Source organism: Aidingimonas halophila, assembly GCF_900106955.1.
Lineage (GTDB): Bacteria > Pseudomonadota > Gammaproteobacteria > Pseudomonadales > Halomonadaceae > Aidingimonas > Aidingimonas halophila.
The window spans coordinates 159,438-185,846 of record NZ_FNNI01000006.1; the positions used below are offsets into that span (position 1 = coordinate 159,438).

A 26,409-nucleotide genomic window follows, 5' to 3' on the forward strand; every position below is an offset into this window, starting at 1 on the left:
CATCCAGTTCGTTGAAGGCGTGGATGTCGAGGTCGCCACTGCCGTTGGAATCGCGTACGTCAACCTCAGCGTCATCGCCGATGTAGCCCTGGGTGTCCAGGTCCAGACCGATGTCGACACTGGAGCCCCCGCCGGCGACGACACCGCCGACCTCGCCGCGATTGTTGTTATCGCCGCGACCGGTGACCTCGTTCTTCATGACACGACCGGCGGCATCGATATCCAGCTCATTGGTATCGATCGACGCGCCTTGTCCGATGCCGGCATGGGTCGTGAGATCGATCTGGTAGTTGCCGGCACCGCCGGTACCGGCGATGAGACCGCCACTGGTGGCACGCATCCGGCCATCGGTGTCGACAGTCTGGTCGGCCAGCAGGCGCAGATCGTCGTCGGCGTTCATGATGGCGTCATCGCCGACGGTGGCGTACACCTCGGAGCCGACATCGACCGTGACCTCGACACCGGCACCGGCAACCGCGCCACCGGTACCCGCTACGGTATCCAGACGGCTGACCTGATCGGTCGTGGCAATCAGGTCAATGCTGTCATCAGCACTGGTGACCTCAGCATCATCCCCGACCAGCGCATTCGTCGAGGCTTCCTGGGTGAAACGGTTGATCGCGGCACCCACTGCCGCCAACCCGCCGGCATAGCTGTTCGACTCCATGTCGACCCGAGTCTGCTGCCGGGCCGTGACGCCGACCGCACCGGTGGCAATGACAGAAGCCGCGCCACCGATCTCGGCGGTCACAGACGTGAAATCGTCCACCTGAATCAGCGTCGAGTTACCTCCCGCCAACGACCCTGTGGCACCAGTCGCCTTGGCCTGGACATTGTTCTCACCGCCATCCGGCCGTTGCAACCGGGCATCGATATCCAGCGTATCAACGTGCAGTGACAGCCCCGCCGCGTCATGATCCGGCTCACCGAGGCGCGCCACGATATCGCTGTTCATGTCGATGTCGGTCTCGGAGACGCCGACCGTGACGCCACCGGCATCAACCCCCAGCGTTTCGGAAGCGAAAATCGGCGTGGCATTGGCATCGATATCGACGTTGTCGGCATGGATATCGCCATCCGCACCGATCCAGCCGTGGACATCGGTATTCATGTCAATCTGCGAGAGATTACCGGAACCGGAAGCAATCCCCGCCGATACGGCGGTTACCGAGAGATCGATTTGATCCAGCGTGGTCGCCTGGATGGAGATATCGTCAATACGATTGTTCTCACCACCGACCTGTACCCCGTCGCCCAGGTACGCTTCGGTCCCGCCATTGAGCTCGACGATGCCGGTGGAGACACCCGCGGCTATGGAGCCGACAGCCCCGCCCGCCACGTCGAGCGTGTAGTCGCGATCGGCAGAGGCCAGCACCGATAGCGACTCGGCCGACTTGACGTCGACACCATTCAAGCCGTCGCTTGCCCCCTCCAGATAGGCCAGTTGCTCGCTGCGGTCGAGCAGGGTCGACGACTGTCCGGCCAGTGAATAACTGGTCGACGCCGTACCGCCATAGGACTCCAGGGAGATATCGCCGTCATAGCCGGCATCGACCTCGATGTCGCCACCGGCGGACAAGGTGCTGCCGGCTCCCACCGTGGCGGAGACGGCGCCGTTCTGTTCAACCACGGACAGGGAGGCACCGACCGATGCCGCCAGGCTGGCACTACCGGCGCCCGTCAGCGTTGACGAGTCGATGGATTCCGTGGCGTCCACGTTGATATCACCCTCGGCATCGAGGGTGACGTCACGCCCTACGGTGGCGGCGGTATCACCCACGGTCTGACCATCGCTGGGCAGGCCGACATCGAAACTCAATTCCTCGAGAGCCGTATTGTTGCTCTCACGATTGGACTGCGTATCGCCGCCGGGATTGTCGGGTTCGTCGAAGTTATCGTCGAACTGCTCCTGCTCGTCGTCATCGAATTCATTGTCGTCGTCGACCTCGGCAACATCGTCGTCCTGCCCCGGCATGGCAAAGTCACTGCTATTGTTCAGTGAGTCGCCCAGCAGCGAGCCCAGATCCTCGATTTCTCCCTGACTATCTTCGGTCAGTCCGGCTCCCAGGCTGATGACCGAGACCGAGCCGTTGACGGCGGCAGCGACACCCAGGGAGAAAGAAATGACGGTGGAATTGATGGTGCGGTCGAGCTCAGCATCGACGCTAATATCACCCCCTGCCTCGATAGTCGTACCGTCACCGACCGTGGCGCTGGTACTCTCGCGCAACACCATCACATCCACGGATGCTCCGGCGCCCACGAACCCGGCACTGGCCGAACCGACGACCTGCGTATAGTCGCCGGCACTGTCGCGGGGATTCATGCGGGTGGTCGTCAGGCCATCGATGGTCACGTCGCTACCGGCATCCAGCGTACTGGCATGGCCGGCCTCGGAGGCTCCGACATAGGCATGAGTCTGTGCATTGGAGGTCATTACCGAGACTGACCCCGCCAATGCGGTCCCCCCCAGCGAGCCGGTCGCCGCGGTCACACCTGTGGTCAGATCCTGCTTGGCGTGAACATCAATATCGCCATCCGTCGTCAGATGACTGCCCAGCACTTCCGCCCTGGCGATGGGGTCGATCAGCCCGACGGCCAACGACGCGCCCGCAGCGACACTGCCCGCACTGACGGCGCCTACCACGAAGCGGGAATCAATGTCATTGTGAGCATCGATATCGATATTCCCGGCATCGATACGGGCATCTTCCGTATAGGCATGCGTATCCAGGTTGAGACTCACGGCGCCCGCGGAACCGGCGGCACCCAAGCCGCCCACACTGACGCCCACGACGACACTGGTAAGATCCAGGTCGCTGCTCGCCTCGACGACGACGCTACCTTGCGCCTCGATATCGATGTCGTCATCCGACTGACCACGGACATACGCTGTCGTCTGATGATTCATCAACGACGTATCGACACCGGCCACCGGCGACAGGCCGCCACTAATATTGGCCGAACCACCACCACTGTCACCCGCGCCGTGATGCAACGCACGCGCCACCACATCACCCTGGCTCTCCACCTTGGCGGCATCGATATACGCGTCCGTGCTACCGGCAATGCCGTCGACGGTAACATTCGCTGCCAGACCGCCCCCGACGGATGCGGCGACGGAAACGGCGAAACTCGTGAATTCCGACTGGCTGGTGGCCGATACCATTACGCCGCTGCGGGCTTCTTCATCGTAGCTACCGTCGCCCCAACGCTGGGCCATATTGATGGCCCCCCCATTGGTACGTGCCACGACGTCGGCACCTCCGCCGATCCAGGCTTGGGTATCGGTTTCCATCAGGTCGACACCGACACTCCCGCCGACGGCGGCGATCCCGACCGATACCGTACCGACGACGATGATATTGCGATCGTGACTGTCGGCATGAACGAATACACTGCCATCGGCCGTTACGCTGCCACCATCGATCCAGGCCTGTACATCGTTACCGATCAATGCGCTGACGGCGTTGGCGGCAACCGACCCGAAGGTGCCATAGCTGACACCCGCCACCACATTCAAGCCTACCGCCGTGGAGTCGGCTTCGACCCGCAAATCACCGCCTTGCTCTGTTTCCAGGTCGGCGTCGGTGACCCCCGCCCGGATCGTGTTGGCGATATCGTTGTAGGCAACCGTCAGGCCGACCGAGGCGCCCTTGACGGCCACCGACACCTGGCCGGCGGCAGAGATGATCGAACTGTTGTCATCGGCATCGAGATGAATATCGCCGTTGGTCGCCGTAACAGCAGCGTCATCAATATCCGCTTCGACGACCTTGCGCGTGAAGTTGAGCGAGGTGGAACCGGCAATGGCGGCGAACCCGGCGACCGATGCACCGAGGACGTAGCTACTGATCGAGGATTCGGAGTCGGCGTCGAGAAGTACGCTCTGCGTCGTGATATCGGCTCCGTTCTCGATCCGTGCCGAGACCAGGTTGGTCTGATCCTCGCCGCTGTCCCCCGGGTTACCGCCCATGTAGTTGTATGACATGTACCCCGACAGGGCGAAGGCCCCTGCCGCACCGACGGCCACGGTGAAGGAGTTCATACCGATTTCGTCCCTGGCCGCGACCTGGACGTCACCTTGCAAGGCCTCGACGGTCGCCCCATCGATCACCGCCTCGGCACTGCTACGCAGCCAGTTGAGCGAGAGCGCACCGTTGATGGCGGCCTTGCCCGCCCCGGCACCGCTCAACGCGAAGCTGAACACCTGGTCGCCCGCCGATGTGGGGTCGGGAACCGCCTGGTCCTCGTCACCGGTATCGACATCTTCGGGACTGTTGACGTCATCATCGCCGACATCGCCTGACTGAGTCAGGTCATCATTGTCGATGATCGATTCGCTCGTGACCTTGCGCATCTCGGCAAGGACCTTGACATCGCCATCAGTGGCCGTCACTTCGGTATCGCTGCCGGCAATCGTTGCAATGACCGCGGAATTGATATCATTGGTCGCGGATGCTGCCGCCAACGCTGCGCCCCCGGCACCACTGGCCGCCCCGGCCACGTTGATCGTGATCGGTGCAACGCCGGCGAGGACGGAAACGCTGTCCCCGCTGACATCCGCGCCATTGAGGATTTGTGCCTTGACGTCATGCTTGACGAAGTTGATACCCACGGACCCCGCCAACGCCACCTTGCCGGCCCCTGCACCGCCGGCACTGAGGTTGAACAGCGTGCTGGTGCCCTGAGCATCGACGCTGACGCTGCCTCCATCGACACCATCGTGATTGGCCGTGACATCGGCATTATCGATGACGGCGGCGACTTCACCGGCATTGGCCTTGGTTTCGTCATTGGCGGTGCGCATGTCCTGAGACGGGTCGTTGCCTTCATCGGACTGCAGTGATCGCGACGGATTGCTGGGGTCGCCACCGATATAGTTGAAGGAAATCGCGGCGCCGCCGCCAACCTTGCCGGCACCGGCGACCCCGAAGGCAAAGTTGAGGATTTGCGAGTTGTCGCGAGCAATGACATCGACATCGCCATCCGCCTCGACGGTGGCACCTCCACTGATTTCGGAACGCACCGAGGTGCGTAACCAGTTGAGGCCGACGGCCCCCGCACCGGCCGCCGATCCGCCACCAGCGCCGGCGAAGCTGATGTTGATGATGCCGGCACTCATGTCGAGATTGCTGGTATCGCGTTTCGCAATGCCGGCTTCATCCTCATCCTCTTCCTTATCGGGATCGTCCTCGGTCCCGTAGGAGGCGAGGTCGATATCCAGTCCGACACTGGCGAGGTCGAAGTCTTCCCGGGCGGATTCATCGGCCAGGCCGGCGAGCACCTGCATGTCGCCCCCAATGTCCAACGACCCACCGCGCACACTGGCCACGATGTCATTATCGAGCTGGGCCGTACTGGCCGACAGCCCACCGGCCACCTTACCGGCACCGGCGGCACCCAGCGCGATGACCACCAGACGGCTGGTGTCTTCGGCCTGAACGGTCAGCGCTCCGCCCGTTTCCAGCTCGGCGTTACCGAGAATCTGGGCACGCGTTTCGCCGCTGACATAGTTGACGGTGACTGCCCCGGCCAGACCGACCTTGCCGGCTGCCGCGCCACCGAGCGCAACGGAGACCAACAGCGTATCGGCGACGGCATCGACCAGCACGTCGCCTTCGGTATCGATGACGCCGCCATCGATCTCGGCCACCTGATCGATGGTCACGAAATTGGTGCTGACGCTACCGGCGATAGCCGCCTTGCCGGACCCTGATCCGGCCCCACTGATCACGATCAATTGAGCGCGATCGTTGGCCACCACGTTCAGGTCACCACCGGCGTCCTCGATATCCGTGTCGATGACGCGAGCTTTCAGTGCCTTGTCGATCATGTTGACCGACACACTACCGGCCCCGGCCACTTTCTGGCTGGCACCGATGCCGAGCGCCAGGCTACGAATCAGCCCTTCGCCCGTCGCGGAGACGGCGACGTCGTCGGCATCGAGCAAGCGACTGCCTTCCAATGTGGCGGTCGTTGCTTGATCGATGGAATTGACGGCAATGCCAGCCCCCATTCCGACCGATCCACCGCCTCCCACGGCACCGGCAAGCGTCCAAAGGCTGGCACGATCGTTGGCGGCTATCGCGACATCGGCCTGGTCGCCCCCGGCGAGCGCTATATAGGTGTCATGCAGCGACGCTGAGGTCGTGTTGTTGACGATATTGACGCCGATCGTGCCGGCCAACCCGACACCCTTGGAACCGGTGGCAATGCCCGCCGAGCCGGCGAGCGAGACGATCAGCGCCTCGCTGTCGGCCGTTACGGCCAGGCTATCTGCCGATAGCGCTATGTCATTGTCGTCGTTGCCCCAGTCACTGCCGAGTGCTGCCGCTTCGGCTTCGACGTCATGTTCGATGTAAGCGACCGTTGCGGACCCACCGACGCCACCTCTGCCACTGAATGAGGCGGCACCGGATACCAGGATGGTATTGGCGGCATCACGCGCATTGACACTGACATCGCCCAGGTCGCCTTCATCGATGGTGAGCAGGCGTGCATTGACGCTACGCATCGATACCAGCGCGCTGGCCGACCCGGAAACGCCGATACCCTTCTGACTTCCGGCAACCGCCAGCGCGGCTGATGAAATGACACTCCAGCCCGTCCGTTCTGCGTCGACCGCCAGCGAGCCGGTCACCAGAGAGGCCACGTTGTCGACAAGCGCTTCGGTATGGCCATTCTGCACCGCAATCGACGCTGCGCCGGCCACGCCGACATCATTGCTGCTCCCCTCGCCGAGCGTCAGCGCACCGCCCCCCGACAACATACCGAGATGGGTATCGTCGTTGGCCGCAACCGAGACGTCACCTTCGGCCTCGAAGGCATCGAGACCGCGGATGGTGGCCGAGGCGTTGTCGTCACCGACGTGGACGATGGCCGAACCGGCCAGACCGACGCCCGTGCTGCTCTGACCGCCTGAGCCACCGCCACTGCTCTTCCCCAGTTTGCCCTGGAGCTCGGCGATGACATTATCGTAATTGGCCTGGTTGTTGGGCCATTTCCCGGGGTCGTCCCCGCTACCGCCCCCGGAGCCACCGGACGACGACTGGGACGACTTGCCGCCGGCAGCGGCACCGGCAATGGCCAGGTCGATGACCACGCCGCCGTTATCGGCGCCGACCTCGACATCGCCACCGATCAGGATCGAACCGTCGCGGGTATCGTCGTCACCGGCACTGCCGATCAGGGCGTGCGTATCACGTTCGAGCACGGTTACGCCGACCGATGCGCCGATGCCGACCGAATCGCTCTTGGTAATACCGCCGACCAGATTGATCAGATAACTGTCATCATTGGCGCTGACACGTAGCGCAGGATTATCGCTGTCATCGCCGACGCTGCCGTCACCGATATGCATGGAGACATTGTCTCCAATAGTGGCGTGCGTTTCGTTCTGGACGACATTGGCCACCGCCGAGGCATTGAAGCCGACTTGACCGGCCTTGCCGCCGGACGCACCAATGCCCAGCGCGAGACTGCCGTTATCGGCGGTGACATCCAGACTATCGGCCACGAGGTCCACACCGGATTCGATTTCCGCCGTGGCGTTGCTACCCAGGACATTGGCGGTCAGGGCCGCCCCGATCGCGGAACCGTCCGAGCTGCTGCCGAGCCCGGGTTTCTTGATGATGGCGTCTTTCCATTTCTTGCTGAACTCGCCGGCGCCACCGATGCCGGGAAGCTGCAAGTTACCCACGGCGGTAAAGAGGTCGTTGGCATTGCTGGCTGTGACGGAGACATCCTGCCCATCATCCGGATCGATATCGTCGACATTCACGTCCGTGTCATCACCGAGATTGACGTTAGCGCCATCGCGGATACGAGCATCGCTGTCCTGGTTGAGCAGGAAGACGTTGGCGGCACCGGCAATCGCCAGTTTCTCGCCCGAGGCCGTCGCTTGCGTCCAACTGTCGAAACTGCTGTTAAGGCCGAAATTGGTGGTCAGGTATCCGGAAATGGTGGAGACCAGATCCGGAATCTGCTGCTCGAGCGGGGTACCCAGTTTCTCCCAGCGATCGCCGTCGAAATCCTCCTGACTCAGATCGACATCACGTTCATCACTATCGCCCACGAACTGGTAGACATTACCCGCTTCGCCGCCGGCACTATGGTCCTTGTCGACCAGAACGGTGTCATCTTCTACGAGATCAACGGGATCTTCCGCATCGCTCAGATAATCGACGTTTTCCTCGTCATCCTCGAAAAATTCCTTGATGGAAGAATAGAGATTGGCACCGAAAACGCTGTCGAGATCCACTTCATTCAGACTTTCGGCATTGACGGCAATCGCCTCGTCGGCATTGAGGTCGACATTGCCCATGATGTCGGCATGGGCATGGTTGTCGAGATAACCGACGCTGATGGCCCCGGACACCGCCACCTTGGCGGTTTGATCCGGCGTATCCTGATTCTCTTGCTCGCTCTGCTTGTTATCGCGATTGTCGCCCGTCGGTGACGCACTGGAATCACGGCCATCGACCAGAGAGGAACTGACACTACTCTTGAGGGGGTTACTGCTACTGCTCTGCCCGGCACTGGTGTCTTTCGCCGCTGTCCCCGAGGCACTCACGTTGGGACGATGGCTACTGATGGCATCGACACTGACCTCTCCCTCGGCATCGATGGTCGTGCGTACATCGCTATCCGAGCCGAGACGGGCATCGGCCTCATTGATATCCACGGATACGGCAATCGCCGCAGCCAGGTCCAATGACTCGCCATTATTTCCACTACTCGGGGAGAGCTTCTCCCCGATCTGGTCGATCTTGAGCGTTTCACTGAGCTGATCCGCCCATTCGCCGATCTTGTCCTTGAGTGGCGAAAACGGTGCCTCTTTGGCACTGCTGACCGCATCGTCCTTGCTCTTTTCCAGCCCATCGACCAATCCTGATGGGCTGCTGGGCACCGTGCCGGCACTGGCGGATACGCCGTTGGATGTCTTGGGTATGTAGGAGAAATAGGAACCGGAGATACTTTCCTTGCGCGTTTCGGCGTCAACGATGACATCGCCACCGGCCTCGATATCACCGGCCAGTTGGGCTTCCGTATCCCCGGTTTCCACATTCACTGCACCGGCCAGCCCAACCTTGCCCTTGCTCGAGGCCGACGTGGCCGACGTACTGTTGCGATCGACGGTCAGTGCAGCGACTTCCACATCGCCACCCGCGGAGATTATCGCATCGTCCCGGACCATGGCGCGCGATTCGGTCACCAGCACACTCACCGCCATCGAACCCGCGAACCCGCCTTTGCCATCCGGGGCGGCCGACACAGTCTGCGTCGTATCGACGCTGGAATGAATGGTGACATGACCGCCTTCAATATCATTGTCACCATCCTCAATACCTTCGGCATTCAACTCACCGCTTATATCGATATTGGAGCGTGCGATAAGCGTGCTGACGGAGACACCCACCCCTACGGCGGTGTCGGGCGATACGGAGGCCGACAGTTCGATATCGCCATCGATATCGATGTTGCGTTGGGCATTGAGCACGGCATCACTGCCGATATCGATGGAGGTGTCGGCAATCAACGTGGAAATGCTGCCGAACAGCGACAGCCCCTCGACAAAGGCGAGTGGCTCATTGGCGGCCCCATCGATGACGGCATTGCCGGTATCCACGTTGTAAAGCGAGCGGTCCGGATCGACGACCCGTGCATCAACAGCAATATCGTGGGCATCCAATGTCGCATCACCGATGGTGACCGATAGATCGAACACCCCGACATCGACGAAGCTGTTGCTGGGCGTGCCGTTGAGGAAGCCCGTTGGCTGGGCATGGAGGTCGATATCGCCGTCACCGGCATCGAGCGTGGAACCATCGTCAATTTCGATGACCGACGCCTCGAGGGTCAAATCACCGCCATTGGTGACCAACGATGACTGGTAACCGGAGGTTCCGAGGACACGGACGGCATTGGCGGCCAGAGCGAGGTCATGCCCCTCGGTGCCGATGCGTGCCCCATCGAGGGTTAGCACGCCATCTGCAGCCAGAGTTACGGCATGATCGATCGCAGTGTCGTTGACGCCGTCGTCCAGGGTAACGTCGCCATCCCAGGCATAGGTCAGCTCGGACTCGCCGCTGACATCCACGGCCCCGAAGGCATCGAGGGAGCCGCCCTGATCCTGCGCCGATGCCATGACCTGCACATGGTCGTCCGTGTTGTGGCTGGTAACGTCGACCGTTTCACTGTCGGTATTCAATTCCTGAATCCGGATGTCGAACTCGGTCACCGTACCCGTATTGTTGGAGCCCACCAACTCGCCTTGCGACGACGTTGCCAGACGCAACGATTCGCCATCGAAATCGCCGGCGTCCAGTGTGGTCTCACCGGCGCCGTCGCTGACCGATAAGTCCGCGATCTCGATACCGCGATAGTCGCTGATCGTGTTGTCGTCATCAGGATCGAATGCCAGCTCGCCATTACCGAGCGTCATGTCTTCATCGTGTCTGACGATCAGGGTATCGGCACCGTCCCCGCCAGCGATGTCATGCTCCGCAGCACCGGCCAGCTCGAAGCGGTCGTCACCGCGGCTACCGGTCAAGGTATAGGCGCCGCTGCCCAGCATCTGCATGTCGACGCCGCCGACCTGGAATTCATCGCTCTGCCAGGCGTCACCGGCACTATTCATCGACATGCCGAGGGCGTTAGCCAGCACCTCGACGGGATGGTCACCCTCATCGGCCTCGGGCAGATCGATGCTCAGATCGCCGTCACCGCCGGCGGTATCCTCGACGACCCAGCGGCCGTCGGCACGATCGACACGAGATTCGATCCCCTCGACGGCATCGAAGATCTCGACCAGATCGCCCAGCGTCCGTGCGCTGTCCAGCGCGACCGTCGTGGTCTCTCCATTGCTGGACGTGATATCCAGTGAGAGCGCCCCCTGCAGCTCGCTGCCCTCGCCGCTGTCATCGTCGTAATCGCTCAGGGACTGGCCGTCATCCTCGGCGGAGAAGATCGTCTCGAACTCATCGGTCGACATCAGATCCGCCAGCGCGGTGGAATCGTCCACGCCGGTGTAATCACCGGCATCGACGGTGACATCGCCGGTACTGTCTTCATCCGTTTCCACCGCAATGCTGTCGATGGCTTCGTAGGAGGAATCGGTCTCGCTATCGTTGCTGTCGGTCAGCGTGAAGGATTCGCCGTCGAGCGTGACATCGGTGATGTCATCCGCCAGTTCCAGACGCAACTCGTCATCACCGGCGCCGCCGGTGACCGTATTCTCTCCGGCGCCCGCAATCAGGGTGTTATCCCCGGCCACGGCATTGATTTCGGTCTCCCCCCGGCCGCCGACCAGGGTGTCGTCACCGCTGCTGCCTTCGAGATAGACACTGCCCTGATAGTCGCTGGCATCAAGCGTGGTGTCGCCGCCATCGGCCTGCAGAACGGCATCACTGAAGGTGTCGTTGAGAGTATCCGTACCAATGCGGCGTTTCTGACGATTGTCTTCTTTCACCTGGCGGAAGGAGTCATGGCCCGTGCCGGTCCCCGCTGCGGCCACACCGAGCAACGCCAGTTCGGATTCCTCCTCGGCAAACTTGCCGATGAAGCGAACGGTCCAGTCGACGGCTTCATGATTGCCATCGCCATCCTCGACGAATTCCCGCGAGACCTGGACATTGCCTTCCCCGATACCGTCGATGCTTTCGATGGCGCGCTGAATCTCCAGCGCCTCGGCATTGGCCGCCAGGGTGATCTCACTGACATCGCCATCGAAATGGAACTCGACCTCTTTCTCGGCATCACCATCCCAGGTCAGACGTTGCTCTTCGAGCTGGTCGGTATGGACGAGTTCATCATTGCCGAGATCCATCCAGCCGTCGCCGATCCCCATGACGGTATCGTCACCGTCACCGCCGGTGAGTTCGTTGTCACCGGCATTGCCGAACAGGACGTCATCACCGCCGTTGCCTTCCAGGGTATCGTCGCCGGCGCCGCCATCGAGCAGGTCGTTGCCACTGCCGCCCAGCAGCGTATCGTCACCGCCATGGCCTTCCAGACGCACGTCGCCGGTGAAGTCAGTGGCATCCAGCGTATTGTCACTCTCCCCTCCGATCAGGGTGGCGAGTTCTATATCATCGTCGAAGTTATAGGCGCGATCAGCGTCATCACCAAAGGTCAGGCCGTCATCGTCCAGCGTCATGTCGCTATCCGACTCGACCTGGATCATGTCGCCTTCGTCACCATCGCCGTTGCCTTCGATGGTGCCGCCGTGTCCATCGTTCGCCGACAGCACGAACAGGTCATCCTGGTCCGAGCCAATCGCGGTGACATCGTCACCGCGCATCTGGAAGGTCACGCCCCCCAGGCCGTACTCCGAGGCATCCAGCGTCTGCCCCGAACCGGAGGCACCCAGGATGATTTCGGTCGGATGACCGCTGAACGACATGCTGTTGTCGTCACCGATGTCGAGCGTGGCCGAATCACCGTCGCTGTTCAGCGTGAGATCGTCGTTCGCCCGATCGACCAGATAGGTGTCGTCGGCATCTTCCCGGCTTTCGAAGGTGTCCTCGCCGCCCACGGAGATCAGCAGGTTGGCGCCCTGACCACCATCGATGGTGTTGTCCAGGTCGTTGCCGGCCAGGATGTCATCACCGTCGGAACCGATAAGGTCACGGAATCCGTTGATTTCATCGACCCCGGCCGCTTCGCCTTCGCCGAGATCGACCGTGACGCCTTCGCTGTACTCTTCATAGCTCAAGGTGGCGCTGTCGCTGCCATAGAGCTTGTCGATGCCTTCCAGCGTGACATTCTCGATGGTGACGTTGCGGTCATCATTGACCTGCCAGGACGTCTCCAGGCTGCTGTGCAGTTCCTGGTCATCACCGGCCGACGCATCGATATCGGCAACTCCCGAGAAGGTGACGTCACCGTTCTTGCTTTCCCCCTCGCCGTCACCGGTCACCGTCCAGGCATGGCTCTCTTCATCGCCGACAATGCGGTCCCGATAATCTTCGTCGTCGCCACCGTTGAAATCGACGAGCAGCCCCTCGCTGTTCGCCGTGTTCAGAGTGTCGTTGCCGTCGCCGGCATCGAAGGTGACCAGCAGGTCGTTGGCATCATTCAGTACCGAGTCCTCGAACGACAGCGTGTCGTCGTCGTCGCTGCCGGTGATCTGGATATCACCTTTACCATCATCGTCGTCACTGTCACGACTTTGCAGGTCGTCGAGCTTCGCTTCGCCCATGACCTGATCGCCGCCGTCTTCCCCCTCGCCATTGCGATCGATGACCTGCACCATCTTCTCGTTGTCTTCTTTGACAACCTTCACCTGCATGTCCGCACTGGCGTCTGCTGTCACCGAGATGGGATCGGCGGAGAGCAACATGCGCGGCTCGAGGCCTTCGAAGCGGAACGCGGAACGCTCCGCCATGGCACGTGCCGGTTGCCGATACCGCCGAGACAACTGGGAAACGAGTTTCGCGAGTGGCTTCCGGAGGGGACGGAATGGGCGACTCATGGTGAACTCCTGATCAACGATGGCGACGAAATGACGGTAATGCCGAACTTTCAGTGCAGTGACGTATTGGCTTCCTGATCGGTCCCGGCGGCACTCTCTGACGGTGTCGCCGCGTCATCGGGGCTGCGTTCTTCTGCGGTGGGGTCGGTCTTGCTCTGCGCATCGACGGCGTCACCACCACGCGCCAACCGCGTCAGACGATTGAAGTTGCGCATCGATTGAAGATGGATATGCATCAATTCCAGTTCGTCGTTGCCCATCAGCGTCTGCAGCTGCTCGGCGGATAGCTCCTTGAGCTTGTTACGGTTGATCGCCTTGAAACCGGTCAGCGTGCGGCGGCCACCCTCCGGCAGTCGAACCTGCGCCTCGACGGATTCCAGCAGGTCCATTTCGACCAGGCGGCGGCAGAAGGCGCGTGTGCGCTGGAAATGCGCTTGATAGTCCTGAAGGAAGGAGAGTACCCGTCCCAGGTATTGCGTCTGCTCGCCATCGGCATCGAACAGGTGTTCCCCGCGCCCTTCCCGGTTGAAACCTTCATACTCCTCGTCGATGCAGAGCGTGAAGGTCTTGCCGTCGGAGGAGGACGCGAACACGAACGGATAGCGGCGGAAGAAGGCGGGCACATACTCACCACGCCAACGATTGTCGTCATCGACCATCAGGTTGGCATCCCGCTCGATGCCCAGCACGGCGACCGGCAGTACGCCATCGTCGGCATCGGTGAAGACGATCGGCAGATCGCTGGCTGCCGCCGGGAACTCTGCCGCCATCAGCGGTACGGAGTTGACTTCACGTGCAAAGGCGAAATCCTTCCCGACCTTCAGGGACAGGTCGCCGTGCTTGTCTCGCGTGATTGGCTGGACGTTGCGATAGATCAGTAGTTGCGTGGCCATGATTCTCTCCCTATGGATATCAGGTGGTGGACGCAGAGCGTGGCCGGGAGCGTTCAACGCTGCCCGGAACACGGTCGCTGTATCTGGGGTGTTCGGTGTGTCTGGGGTGATGGCGCGTCGTGCCGTGATAACAGGTCACGAACGGTTGACCGGTCTCATCCCGGCCAAACGAGAGATTGCTGAGAATCTCGTTACCGTGCTTGGCCATCCATGAAATCAGCGTGTCACGTGCCGCGGCTTTCCACTCGCGTGACAGAGAAAACATCGGTCCCGCCAGCGTGCCAAGTGGCAGACCGGCGCGATGCAAGTGCAGATTCAGGGAATCCCTGCCCGTCGCTTTTCCAGCCTGAACTTCTTCAATTCGTACCGTCAGTGGCGGCCAGGGGGTCTGCGCCAGGGCAAAGCTGACTTGTAACTGCTCGATCAGATCATGTAGCGGGGAGTCCGGTTGCGCCTGCAATTCATCGTCGATCGCCCGGCGAGCCTCGCGTGCACTTGGCAACAGAACATAGTCGGAACGTGCGACGGACTCGCCGGCTCGCCATTTCCAGGCACGGTACAGCACGAACCGCTCGTTACCGGGCAGGGAATCCGGCTTCTTGACTTCCCAATAGACCTTGCAGCGATCATCCTCGACACCGAGGTGAAGATAGTGGGGACACTGCAGTGTTTCCTCAGCGCATGAATCAAGTGGCGCCAGACATGTTTCGGCATCCACCCGAGACATCCCCAGGTCGAACAGCAGACGCCCCAGCTCGTCATACAACATGTCCGGCGGTATCGCTTGCACCGGTACGCTGAACAGACAGCGCTGGGTCGACCATCGGCCGGGCCGACACTTCGCCGACTTCTCGCTCAGGTACGGCAATGCGCGGGACGTCAACAAGGACTGAATCGACTCAGCGGCACGATTGCCGACGGCGAATCGTCCAGGATCAGCGTTGGCCCATGGCAAGGACATCGACCTGCTCTCCCATCATCGAATCGATCTGCGCGAGATCGTCGACGTTGATCACGCCGGCAGCATGCTTGAGATTGAGGACACTCATGAGGTAATCGTATCGGGCACTGGCGAGTTCACTACGCGCATAGAACAGGTCGCGTTCGGCATCGAGCAGGTCCAGCACCGGCGTCGTACCGGACTCGACTCCGACCTCACGCGATTCGACGACACGCTCACTGGCTTCCAGGGATTGCTCGAGTGATTCCTCACGGGATATGGCCGTCAAGATGCCTTGATAGCCATTGCGCACTTCACGACGCAGTTCACGGCGTATCCGTTCGAGACGCGACTGGCTGGACTCGAGCAAACTCTCGCCTTCACGCACTTGCGACGAGGTATTGCCACCGCTGTAGACCGGGACGTTGAGCGTTACCGCGATGTCCTGGGTTTCGACCTGACTCCCGCCGCCGAACAACGATCCTTCCGTATCATCGTTCTCATAGTTGACGTTCAGGTCCAGCGTCGGCAGATGCCCACCACGGGATTCCTTGATCTCCTGCGAAGCCACCTCGGTACCGAGATGCGCTGCCTTCAGGCGGGGGCTTCGTTCTCTGGCGAGTTCCTCCCACTCTTCCAGCGAGTCCGGATCAGGACGCTCCAGTTGCAGACCGCTACTGACGGGCTGCAACGATGACGGGCGCTGTCCGGTGATTTCGGACAACCCTTCCAGCGCATCCCTCAACTCGTTCTGGACCTCGAGCTCGCGAGCATCGACCTGCTGGAAACGTGCCCTGGCATCGAGGAACTCGACCTCGCGAACCAACCCGTCTTCATAGCGGGCCCGCGTCTCCTCCAGATTGGCTTCCACCGACTCTTTCTCAGCCTGCAGATAGCTCAGTGTCTCGTAGAGAGAGAGCGCATCGAAGTAACGTTCGGCGACCCGGATGAACAAGTCCTGACGGGCGACCTCGAGTTCCGACGCCGCCTGTTTGATCTCGAGCTTGGCTTTGTCAAACGCCGCCCAGCGCGAATAGTCGTAGATCGACTGTTCGATCGAGGCGCCATAAGTGGTCGCCGGGTAGGACGTCGAACCACTGGCATATTCTTCGTTATCGGAACTGACGATGTCCTGATTCGTTTCGGTACGAGACGCCGTCAAACTCACTTGAGGCAACAATGCTGAACGAGCCTGGTAGTAGCGCTCATCCGTCGCCTCCTTGCCGTAGAACTCTTCCTGGTAACGGGGGTCGTTGTCCTTGGCCATCTCGTAGACGTCCAGCAGACCGGCTCCCAATACCGGCGTGCTACCCAGTCCCGCCACCACACTCACGTACATGGACAACGCCCTGCCACGCTGCCCAAGGAGAAATCTTGCGAGCATTCGTTGTTATCCCGATGTCGTCGGTTTTCATTGTGTTGCCCCGGACGATGAGCCTCCGAGGCAATTCCCTGCGTCACGATAGCCTAGCCGGTACCTGAACCGGATTCTTGACGATTTCAAACATGCCGTGGGTTACGACACTCATGAAAAACGCTAGCAAACATAACATTATGATACAATTTGATACCAACAGTTTTCTTCAACTTTCTAATCGTACCATTCTGATACATACGATCATGGAAAGAGGCAGATCGGTGATGCTTCCAGATGACATGATGTAACACTCCCCACGTTTTAGCAGCCCGTACTCGATCCTCCAATCGCCAGGCTCGAATTTGAGACAGAGAGTCAACTCAGAAGGAAATCAGGGACACACAATCAAATGCGCAAGAAGGTCGAGGGCGTCATGATGGCCCCCCAGTTACCTGCGGCGCCCATCGCGACTGAAGCGAGAGGGTGTTTTGCTGTATGATGTCGATCAGCACCTACCCGTTGTCCGCAGGGAATACGGCTTCACCATGCAATTCCACGACTTGATGCAGGCGGAAATCTGGCTGCAGCAACAAATAGAAACGGCCCCGACCCTCGATGCACTGGCGGAGCGCCTCGGCTACTCCAGCATTCATCTCAACCGGGAGTTCAACGCCCATTTCGGCGTTCCCGCCGGCCAGTATCGTGATACCTTGCGCCTTGAGCGCGCCGCCCTGCTTCTGGGCGTGACGAATCGCAGCATCACGGCGATCGCCGTCGAGTGCGGTTATACCGGCCAGTCGGTGTTCAGTCGCGCCTTTCGCAACCGGTTTCAGGTAGCTCCACGAGAGTTTCGGCAGCGCTTCCAGGCCATGCAGCCTGAGCTGGTCAAGACAAGCGTGCCCGACGATGCCATTGGCGAGGTCACCGTCGAATCCGCGGGGCCAACGCCATTGCTGGTCATTCGCCATTACGGCTACGATCAGCCCGAGCCACCGACGAATCTATGGACCGTCTACGCTCATCAGGCCCCCGCACCGCCCTGCCAGGCACGGCCCTGCTGGGTCTACCACGATCATCCTGGAATCACGCCCGCCCATCGCGTGCGGATCGATTTCGGCTATCGGCTGCTTCACAAACCCGATCGCGCGGCACCTCTGCCATTTCGCCACGATGAACTACCTGCACAACGTGTCGCTCAACTACTGATCGACGATATCGCCCGCATGGAGGAGGCCTTCGCCTATCTGGTCCTTCAGGCGATCCCCGGGTTGGGTGAGACTCCCAGCGGAGAAGCCGCTTCCGTCGTTTGGCGGCATGGGCGTCCCGATGGTCGTGGCGATCAGGAAATCGAGCTACGCGTGCCATTGAGTGGGTTGTCATAGCGTGAGCCAGCGGTTATCCCTGTAGGAGTCACGATTCTCTATCCATCACGGGAGCATCACCCCATGAACGATATCGCCTTGATCACCGGTGCGACCTCAGGCTTCGGACGTGCCACGGCACGCCGCTTTGCTGATTCAGGCTGGTCGGTGATCCTGATCGGGCGGCGACAGGAACGCCTCGACGAGTTGCAGCGGGAGCTGGAAGACAAGGTTCCGGTGCTGACCCTGGCGCTGGATGTTCGCGATGACGAGGCCATATCCCGCGCCATTGCCGATCTGCCGGACGCGTTTCGTCAAGTCAAAGTGCTGGTCAACAATGCGGGGCTCGCTCTGGCGCCACAGCCGGCACAGGAGGCTGAACTGGCCGATTGGCACACCATGATCGATACCAATGTCACCGGCCTGGTCAACGTGACACACGCATTATTGCCCACGCTGATCGACACCGGTGCAGGAGCCAGTATCATCAACATCGGTTCCGTGGCAGGAAAGTTTCCCTATCCTGGCGGGCACGTCTATGGCGCGACCAAAGCCTTCGTGCAGCAATTCAGCTACAACCTGCGCTGTGACTTGTTGGGTACGGGAGTCCGCGTGACGGATATCGCGCCCGGTATGGCGGAAACCGAATTCACGCTGGTTCGTACCCGAGGTGACAAGGAAGCATCGGACGCCCTGTATCGTGGCACGACGCCATTGCAGCCGGAGGATATCGCCGAGCAGATTTTCTATGTCGCCACACTGCCGGCACACATCAACATCAACCAGCTGGAAATCATGCCGACACGACAAGCATGGTCGAAGTTCGCTGTCGATAGGGATTGAGTTCAGGCAATTCGGCCGAGTTCGAGCAGGGTGCGCATCAGGGTACTGACCGATTCGGAAGGCAAGTGGTACTCCGACATCAGCGCCCTGAGACGCTGCTCGAACAAACGCTGACGCTCTATTTCCTCTTCCTGCCGACGGGCTTCCAGGCTCGCGGCGTCTTCTTGAGGCGGTGTGTCGTAGCCACTACCGCCATCCAGTTCTTTCAACGCTTCCGCGAACGCATCGTCGAGTTCACGAAACTTGCGCAGCTTTTCACGCTCATCCATGGGTTTATTGAATTTCTGATATCGCATTCAGGTCGTTATTCACGTTGAGAAACGGCTAATCCGTGTCGGGCCAGTTTGCGCACGACACTGGGTTGACTGATGCCAAGCTGACGGGCGATGGCATAGGTACTGGGCAGCGTCTCGCACAGACGCGCAAGAATACCGCGTTCATACGCCTGCATGGCCTGCTTGAGTGTCTTTTCGCTGTCGATGACCGTTGCAGTCTCGGCGGACAAGGGAGTGTCACTCCCTAGTATACCGCGATTGTCGGATTTGGCGAGAGTCGCCTGAGTGTCGCCACCGATCATGTCGCCAGCGGTGGAGAGCCAGGCGCGCTCCATCCAGTTCTCCAGTTCACGCACGTTACCCGGCCAGTCGTGACTCATCAGTTCCGCCCACACCGTCGAATGGAGCATCTTGTCCTGACCGTAGCGCTCGTTGAGTCGCTTGAGCTGCAGTTCGGCCAACCCGGGAATATCTTCTCGACGCTCACGCAAGGGCGGTAACGTGACGGGGATGACATTGAGCCGATAATAGAGGTCAAGCCGAAACCCGCCTTGTTCGACCTGACCGGCCAAGTCATGGTTGGTGGCCACGACCAGGCGAAAATCGACCCGCCGGGGACGTGTGTCACCAAGCCGCGTCAGCATGCCATCCTGAATCACCTTGAGCAACTTGGTTTGCATGGGCAACGGCAATTCGCCGATTTCATCCAGAAACAATGTGCCCTTGTGTGCCTGCTCCAGCATGCCGGCCTTGCCCTGTCGGGCGGCACCACTGAAGGCACCGGGCTGGTAGCCGAACATTTCGGATTCGAAGAGGCTTTCCGGAATGGCACCACAATTGACATCGATGAACGGGCCATCCCGCCGCTCACTCCAACGATGCAATTGACGGGCGAATGCGGTCTTCCCCACCCCCGATTCGCCCAGCATCAATACCGTGGCATCGGTGGGAGCCACCCGCTTCAGCAACAGCGCCGTCTCGCGCATCATCTGACTACGCACCTGAAGATTGTCGTCGAGATTGTCGAGATCCATATCGTCGCCGATCGAATGCGTATGCGAGCGTTTCAGGTGCTCGCTGAAGCGCCGCTGCAGCAAGGCGTATTCATCCTGTAGCCACTGCAGATCGGTCAGGTCCATGGAACGACTGACCACGCGCTCGATTCGTCCATCGACATAGACCGGATGCGCCTGGGCAATGACACGCCGCCCCGTGCCGGTCTGTTGCATCAATTGCGCCGGTTTCCCGGTACGGAAAACTTCCAGGCTAACGGACGGCTTCAGCACGCCACGCTCCGACAACTGATAGACGGTCGAGGCGCACAACTCTTCACGCGACAAGCCATAAACGGCCGCGGCACCAGGACTGACATCAATCACCCTTCCCTCGCCGTCGACGACGAAGAAGTGATCATGAGCCGTTTCGACGATGGTCTTCAGGACCAGGGAATCGATATGGGACATCGCGCATCCGTTATACAGCAAAGGAGTAATGCATTATTGAATCATTAATTCATTTCTGTATCACCCACACCGTCCCTGTGATGTAAAAATGCATCAAATAGAAGAAAAACCACGACAAATCATGAAGATAAAATTGGCATGCAATGTGCAGGAATACAAGCAGGCATTCGGCCTACCGGCCGATATCGCGACTGACGTCGTATCTACAGTCACATCAGTCAGGAGAGGAGTATGAGCGAGTTCAACCAGCCCCTGGGCGGAAACGAGATGCCCCGCTTCGGCGGTCCAGCCACCATGATGCGGCTGCCGACCCAGGACAGCCCGGCCGGACTGGATGCGGCCTTCATCGGCATTCCCATGGATATCGGCACATCCAACCGTCCCGGCACACGCATGGGGCCCCGACAGATCCGCGATGAATCGCGCATGCTGCGCCCCTACAACATGGCGACTCATGCCGCCCCGTTCGACAGTCTGCAAGTCGCCGATATCGGTGATGTGCCGATCAATACCTTCCACCTGCCCAAGAGTGTCGACATCATCTCCCGCTATTACGATGATGTGCTCGCCCACGGGTGCACACCCTTGACGCTGGGCGGAGAACATACCCTTACCCTGCCGGTTCTACGTGCCATGGCGAAAAAGCATGGACCGGTCGGACTCATTCATGTCGATGCTCACGCGGATATCAACGATCACATGTTCGGCGAACCTCTCGCCCACGGCACCCCGATCCGTCGCGCCCAGGAAGAGGGCCTGCTGGACAGTCGCCGCGTCGTGCAGATCGGTCTGCGTGGTACGGGCTACGCTGCCGATGACTTCGACTGGTGCCGGGAGCAGGGGTTCCGCGTCGTGACCGCCGAACAGTGCTGGTATCGCTCGCTGGAGCCGTTGATGAAGGAAGTTCGGGAGCAGATGGGCGACGGCCCCGTCTACATCACTTTCGATATCGACAGCCTGGACCCGTCGGTGGCTCCTGGAACCGGGACCGTCGAAATGGGCGGCCTGATGGCCTCACAAGGCCTGGAAATCGTGCGTGGCGCCTGGGGATTGAACATCGTCGGCGGCGACCTGGTCGAGGTGGCTCCCCCCTACGATACCAGCGGCAACACCGCCCTCATGGGCGCCAGCCTGCTGTACGAGATGTTGTGTGTACTTCCCGGTGTCGCCCGTCGCGACTGACACATCACTGATGCAAAGACAACAATTTACGAGGTTCCCATGACTTCGATGGATACCACGAGCGACGGTACAACCACTAACGCGCCGCTCAATCGTCGAAACCTGCTCAAGTTTCTGATTCCCTCCGTGATCGGGGTCGGGCTGTTCCTGATCCCCTTCTCGACCGGCGATACCATCAATATCGGCATGGGCATGATGGCCGATGCCCTTCAGGCCTTCCTCGGTGGCGCCCTGCCGGCCATCGCCGTATTCGTCCTGTGTCTTTCCGTCGCTCTAACGACCCTGGTGAAGGTGACGAAACCGGGCTGGGCCAGTGAGGGCGTCTTCAAGGAAATGTTCGATGTCGCCCCCTTGTGGTTCGGCATGCGGATTCTGGGCGCCCTGTTTGCGCTGATGACGTACTTCCAGTTCGGTCCGGAAGTCGTGACCGCCGATTTCACCGGTGGAGTCATGCTCAACGATCTGGCCCCGGTGTTGCTCACCTTCTTTTTCTTTGCCGCCTTATTGCTGCCTTTCCTGGTCGACTTCGGCTTCATGGAATTCATCGGCAGCCTGGTGCGCAAGCCATTCCGCGTCATCTTCGGTCTGCCCGGTCGGAGCGCGATCGACGCCACTGCCTCCTGGATGGGTTCGGGCACCGTGGGCGTGTTGATCACGACCCAGCAGTACGAACGCGGTTACTATAATCGCCGCGAGGCGTCAGTGATCGCCACCAATTTCTCGATCGTGTCGATCGCTTTTGCGCTGCTGGTCACCAGCTTCATCGGTATCAACCATCTGTTCGTGCCATTCTACTTGACCGTGGTGGTGGCCGGCTTGACCGCAGCCATTATCGTGCCACGTATTCCCCCGCTGTCACGCAAGCCCAATACCTATTACGAGCCGGTCGGCTGTCAGTTGGTCGAGAAGGACGCCAGCGACCTGGGCGTCTGGCGCTTCAGCCTTATCCAGGCCGTGAAGCGTGCCGAGAAGGCGCCCGGCCCGCGCCAGCTCGTCCGCCATGCGCTGATCAACGTCGCCGATATCTTCCTGGCGTTACTTCCGTTGGTCATTGCGATCGGCACCATCGCCCTGATTCTGGCCGAGTTCACACCGCTGTTCACCTGGCTGTCGTATCCGATGGTGCCGGTACTGGAGCTGCTGAGAATTCCGGAAGCCGAAGCCGCTGCGCCAGCAACGCTCGTCGGTTTTGCCGATATGTTCCTGCCGGCCGTGCTGGCTTCCAACATCGAGAGTGAACTCACCCGTTTCGTGATCGCCTGCTTGTCGCTGACCCAACTGATCTACATGTCGGAGATCGGTGCCCTGCTGCTGAAATCGAAGATTCCGCTCAAGGTGTGGGAACTGCTGGTGATTTTCCTGCTACGTACCATTATCACGCTGCCGATCATCGCCGGCATGGCTCATCTGTTCTTCTTTTGATTTCGGCACCGAGCCACGGGCGCTTGACGCTCGTGGCTCATGACAGGAGACCTCATCAATGACATGCGCCCAATTGTTGCTGCAACTGCTTCGCAGGTGCTATGGCATCGATACCGTCTTCGGCATTCCCGGGGTGCATACGGTGGAACTGTACCGGGGACTGGAAGGCAGCGGTATGCGCCATGTCACACCGCGTCACGAGCAGGGCGCGGGCTTCATGGCGGATGGTTATGCCCGCGCTACCGGCCACCCGGGTGTCTGTTTCATCATCACCGGGCCCGGCATGACCAATATCGCCACGGCCATGGGACAGGCGCTGGCCGATTCCGTACCGATGCTGGTCATTTCCAGCGTCAATCGGCGCGATACGCTGGGGCTCGGTCAAGGACGGCTACACGAATTGCCCAGCCAACAACAGACCCTGGCCGGTGTCAGCCGCTTCAGCCATACGCTGCTGGCCCCGGACAATCTTCCCGAAGTGCTGGCACGCGCCTATGCGGTGTTCCGTGGCACACGTCCGGGACCGGTACATATCGAAATCCCCATTGACCTGTTCGATGCCCGGGTCACACCACCGAGCCACTGGCACTCTCCGGTGTGGTATCCGGCCGCGCCGGCACCGGAGGGTATCACGACGGCGGCCCGATGGTTGCACGACGCACAACGGCCCCTGGTGCTGCTGGGCGGAGGTTGCGTCGACAATCCTGAGACAGCACGCACACTGGTCGAGCGTCTGGACGCCCCGACCGTGACCACGATCAATGCCAAGGGCGTACTGGGTCATGATCATCCGCTGGATCTGGGCGCCAACGCTGCTCTGCCAGCGGTTCGCGAACTCGCGCGCGATGCCGATGTCATCCTGGCCATGGGGACCGAGTTGGGCGAGACGGATTACGATGTGGTCTTCGACGACGGGTTCGAACTCAATGGCCGGCTAATCCGGATCGACATCGATGCCGAACAACTGGCACGCAATCAGCCGGTGTCCCTGGGGCTGGTGGCGGATGCCGGATTGGCGATGACCGCGTTGCTGGCCGCGTTTCCCGATACCGTCCCGCGCGGCGGACAGGCGCGTGCTGCCAATGTTCGCGACACCCTGGCACTTCGCGACAGTCCCGATCTGGCCCCGTTCGTGCCATTGTTCGACACTCTGCGGTCCGCATTGCCGGACGCCATTCTGGTCGGTGACTCCACGGCTCCCGTATATGCCGCCAACCATCTGGTCTCTCAGCCCGTACCACGGCGCTTCTTCAATGCCTCCACCGGCTACGGGACGCTCGGTTACGGCCTGCCGGCCGCCCTGGGAGCCCAACTGGCCCGTCCCGACCTGCCGGTCGTCGCCCTGGTCGGTGATGGCGGAATCATGTTCACTCTCGCGGAGATGGCTACGGCCGTCGAAGAGCGCCTGCCGCTCGTGATCCTGCTGTGGCACAACGGCGGTTATGAAGAGATTCGCCGCTATATGGATGCCAATGGCGTTGCTCGGCTCGGCGTGGACATCCAGGCGCCGAATTTTGCCACGCTGGCCCAGGGGTTCGGCTGCCTTTCCACCCGTGTCAACGACCCGGCCAGCCTGGTCAACGCGCTCGACTCCCGCCCCCTCGACGGTCCCTTGCTGATCGAAGTGGATGCCAATGCGTGGGTGGGGCCTTAGCCGCGATGCAGGACGCAAGTCCTGCCTGGAATCGTTATGCGCACATAGATTGGAGCGAGCCACCATGCAACAACTCGACCATCAATATATCAACGGCCGCTGGATTCCCTCTCAGGGACATCGGCGATTGCCGGTGACCAATCCTTACACCGAAGAGACGATCGCCCACGTCACGGGCGGCGATCCGGCCGATGTCGATGCGGCCGTCAGCGCTGCCCGCAGCGCCCTTCCTGATTGGCGGGCACTGCGCGGTGCCGAACGCGCCGTCTATCTGGAGGGATTCGCCGATCAATTGACACAACGTCGCGAATCACTGATGCGCTTGTCCTCGACCAACAATGGCAAGGCGCTGGCGGAAGCCGGTGTCGATCTGGACGACGCCATCGCCTGCTATCGCTATTATGCCGAACAGGCACGTACTCTGGATGGTCGCCAGGGGCAGGGTATCGAGCATGACATGACAGGCATCGAAGCACGTGGCTATTACGACCCCGTGGGCGTTGCCGGTCTGATCACGCCGTGGAATTTCCCGCTGGTCACCAGTGCCTGGAAACTGGCACCCGCGCTGGCGGCCGGCTGTACCGTGGTATTCAAACCTTCGGAAGTCATCCCCCTTCCCGAACAGCAACTGGCCGACATTGCTGAAGCGATCGACTTGCCGGCGGGTGTACTGAATCTGCTGCATGGCGATGGTGAAGGTATTGGAGCGCCCCTCACCGCCCACCCGGACATCGACAAGCTCTCCTTCACAGGCAGCAATCGTGTTGGGGAAACCGTCATGCGTGCCGCCAGCGAGGGTACTCGCAATGTATCGCTCGAACTTGGCGGCAAATCACCGATTCTGGTCATGGATGATGTCGACCCCGAGCAGGCGGCGGATTGGGTGATGGCAGGCATCTACTTCAACATGGGGCAGGTCTGCTCGGCAACGTCCCGCCTGATCGTCCATGACGCGATTGCCGATGCCTTGTACGACGCGCTGGCCAGGCGCATTGATGCAATCCGCCTTGGTGACCCGCTCGCCGAGGGAACCGATATGGGGCCACTTACGAGTGCTCGGCAGCGCGAAAGCGTAATGCAGTACCTTGATATTGCCAGGCAGGAAGGGCTGACTGCCGTTCGTGATGAACGTCACCGGAAGTTGCCCGACCATGGGTACTTCGTGGCGCCCACTTTGTATCGGGACGTACCCACTGCGAGTCGACTCTGGAATGAAGAGATCTTTGGTCCCGTACTTTGCGGTCACAGCATTGTCAGTGACGATGACGCCATCACACTGGCCAATACCAGCGATTTTGGTCTGGCGGCCACGGTGATAAGCGGTGATAACGAACGAGCCAAGCGTATCGGGCGCCAGCTTCAAGCGGGGATCATCTGGTTCAATGGTGAACAGATCATCATGCCACAAGCCAGTTGGGGTGGCGTCAAGCGTAGCGGTATTGGTCGCGAATTGGGCCCATGGGGACTACAAGCGTTTCTGGAGGTGAAGCATCTGATCGGTCCCGAATGATCCCGCCTACACAAACGACCCCGCCGAGGCGG

At 60.6% G+C, this 26,409-nt stretch carries 12 protein-coding genes (1 of these 12 cut by a window edge); 6 read left to right on the forward strand and 6 right to left on the reverse strand.

The features are described 5' to 3' along the window. The 4 genes in view from BLW01_RS12620 to BLW01_RS12635 are tightly spaced (at most 50 nt apart) and all read right to left on the reverse strand, a layout consistent with a single transcriptional unit that may run on beyond the window. Positions 1-13,477: the 5' portion of a calcium-binding protein gene (locus tag BLW01_RS12620; RefSeq protein WP_092570260.1), read on the reverse strand. 12,608 nt of this gene lie to the left of the window's left edge; 13,477 of the gene's 26,085 nt are visible here — the first part of the coding sequence; the start codon lies at positions 13,475-13,477; its stop codon lies off the left edge, out of view. Positions 13,478-13,527: 50 nt separating this feature from the next. Next, positions 13,528-14,370 carry a SapC family protein gene (locus BLW01_RS12625; protein WP_092570262.1) on the reverse strand — a complete coding sequence of 281 codons (843 nt, stop codon included), beginning with the start codon at positions 14,368-14,370 and terminating at the stop codon, positions 13,528-13,530. A gap of 19 nt (positions 14,371-14,389) precedes the next feature. After that, positions 14,390-15,331 carry a hypothetical protein gene (locus BLW01_RS12630; protein ID WP_092570264.1) on the reverse strand — a complete coding sequence of 314 codons (942 nt, stop codon included), beginning with the start codon at positions 15,329-15,331 and terminating at the stop codon, positions 14,390-14,392. Beyond that, the gene (locus BLW01_RS12635) at positions 15,306-16,694 is read right to left on the reverse strand and encodes a TolC family outer membrane protein (RefSeq protein WP_092570266.1); all 1,389 of its coding nucleotides are present in this window, start codon (positions 16,692-16,694) and stop codon (positions 15,306-15,308) included. Before BLW01_RS12635 ends, BLW01_RS12630 begins: the two co-directional genes overlap by 26 nt. Positions 16,695-17,212: 518 nt before the next feature. Here BLW01_RS12635 and BLW01_RS12640 point away from each other — a divergent pair. Further along, on the forward strand, positions 17,213-18,049 hold the full coding sequence (locus BLW01_RS12640; protein WP_139243935.1) for a helix-turn-helix domain-containing protein: 837 nt from the start codon (positions 17,213-17,215) through the stop codon (positions 18,047-18,049). Positions 18,050-18,112: 63 nt separating this feature from the next. After that, on the forward strand, positions 18,113-18,871 hold the full coding sequence (locus BLW01_RS12645) for an SDR family NAD(P)-dependent oxidoreductase (RefSeq protein ID WP_092570270.1): 759 nt from the start codon (positions 18,113-18,115) through the stop codon (positions 18,869-18,871). A gap of 2 nt (positions 18,872-18,873) precedes the next feature. Here BLW01_RS12645 and BLW01_RS12650 read toward each other — a convergent pair whose 3' ends face one another. Together BLW01_RS12650 and BLW01_RS12655 are read right to left on the reverse strand one after the other, a co-directional pair. Continuing rightward, positions 18,874-19,167 (reverse strand): hypothetical protein, encoded by a 294-nt coding sequence (locus BLW01_RS12650; protein WP_175529838.1) that lies wholly within the window; start codon positions 19,165-19,167, stop codon positions 18,874-18,876. An 8-nt stretch (positions 19,168-19,175) separates the two neighbouring features. Then, positions 19,176-20,609 carry a sigma-54 interaction domain-containing protein gene (locus BLW01_RS12655; protein ID WP_092570272.1) on the reverse strand — a complete coding sequence of 478 codons (1,434 nt, stop codon included), beginning with the start codon at positions 20,607-20,609 and terminating at the stop codon, positions 19,176-19,178. 231 nt (positions 20,610-20,840) lie between these two features. Here BLW01_RS12655 and speB point away from each other — a divergent pair, with 231 nt between their 5' ends. From speB to BLW01_RS12675, 4 genes are all read left to right on the forward strand, one after another. Continuing rightward, a complete protein-coding gene (gene speB / locus BLW01_RS12660; protein WP_092570274.1) occupies positions 20,841-21,791 on the forward strand; it encodes an agmatinase in 951 nt (316 codons plus the stop codon). A 39-nt stretch (positions 21,792-21,830) separates the two neighbouring features. Further along, positions 21,831-23,213, forward strand: a complete 1,383-nt coding sequence (locus BLW01_RS12665) for a YjiH family protein (RefSeq protein ID WP_092570276.1) — start codon at positions 21,831-21,833, stop codon at positions 23,211-23,213. A gap of 58 nt (positions 23,214-23,271) precedes the next feature. Next, positions 23,272-24,867, forward strand: coding sequence for a 5-guanidino-2-oxopentanoate decarboxylase (locus BLW01_RS12670; protein ID WP_092570278.1), 1,596 nt, complete (start codon positions 23,272-23,274; stop codon positions 24,865-24,867). 64 nt (positions 24,868-24,931) lie between these two features. After that, positions 24,932-26,377 (forward strand): aldehyde dehydrogenase family protein, encoded by a 1,446-nt coding sequence (locus tag BLW01_RS12675; protein WP_092570280.1) that lies wholly within the window; start codon positions 24,932-24,934, stop codon positions 26,375-26,377. The last annotated feature ends 32 nt before the right edge of the window (positions 26,378-26,409 follow it).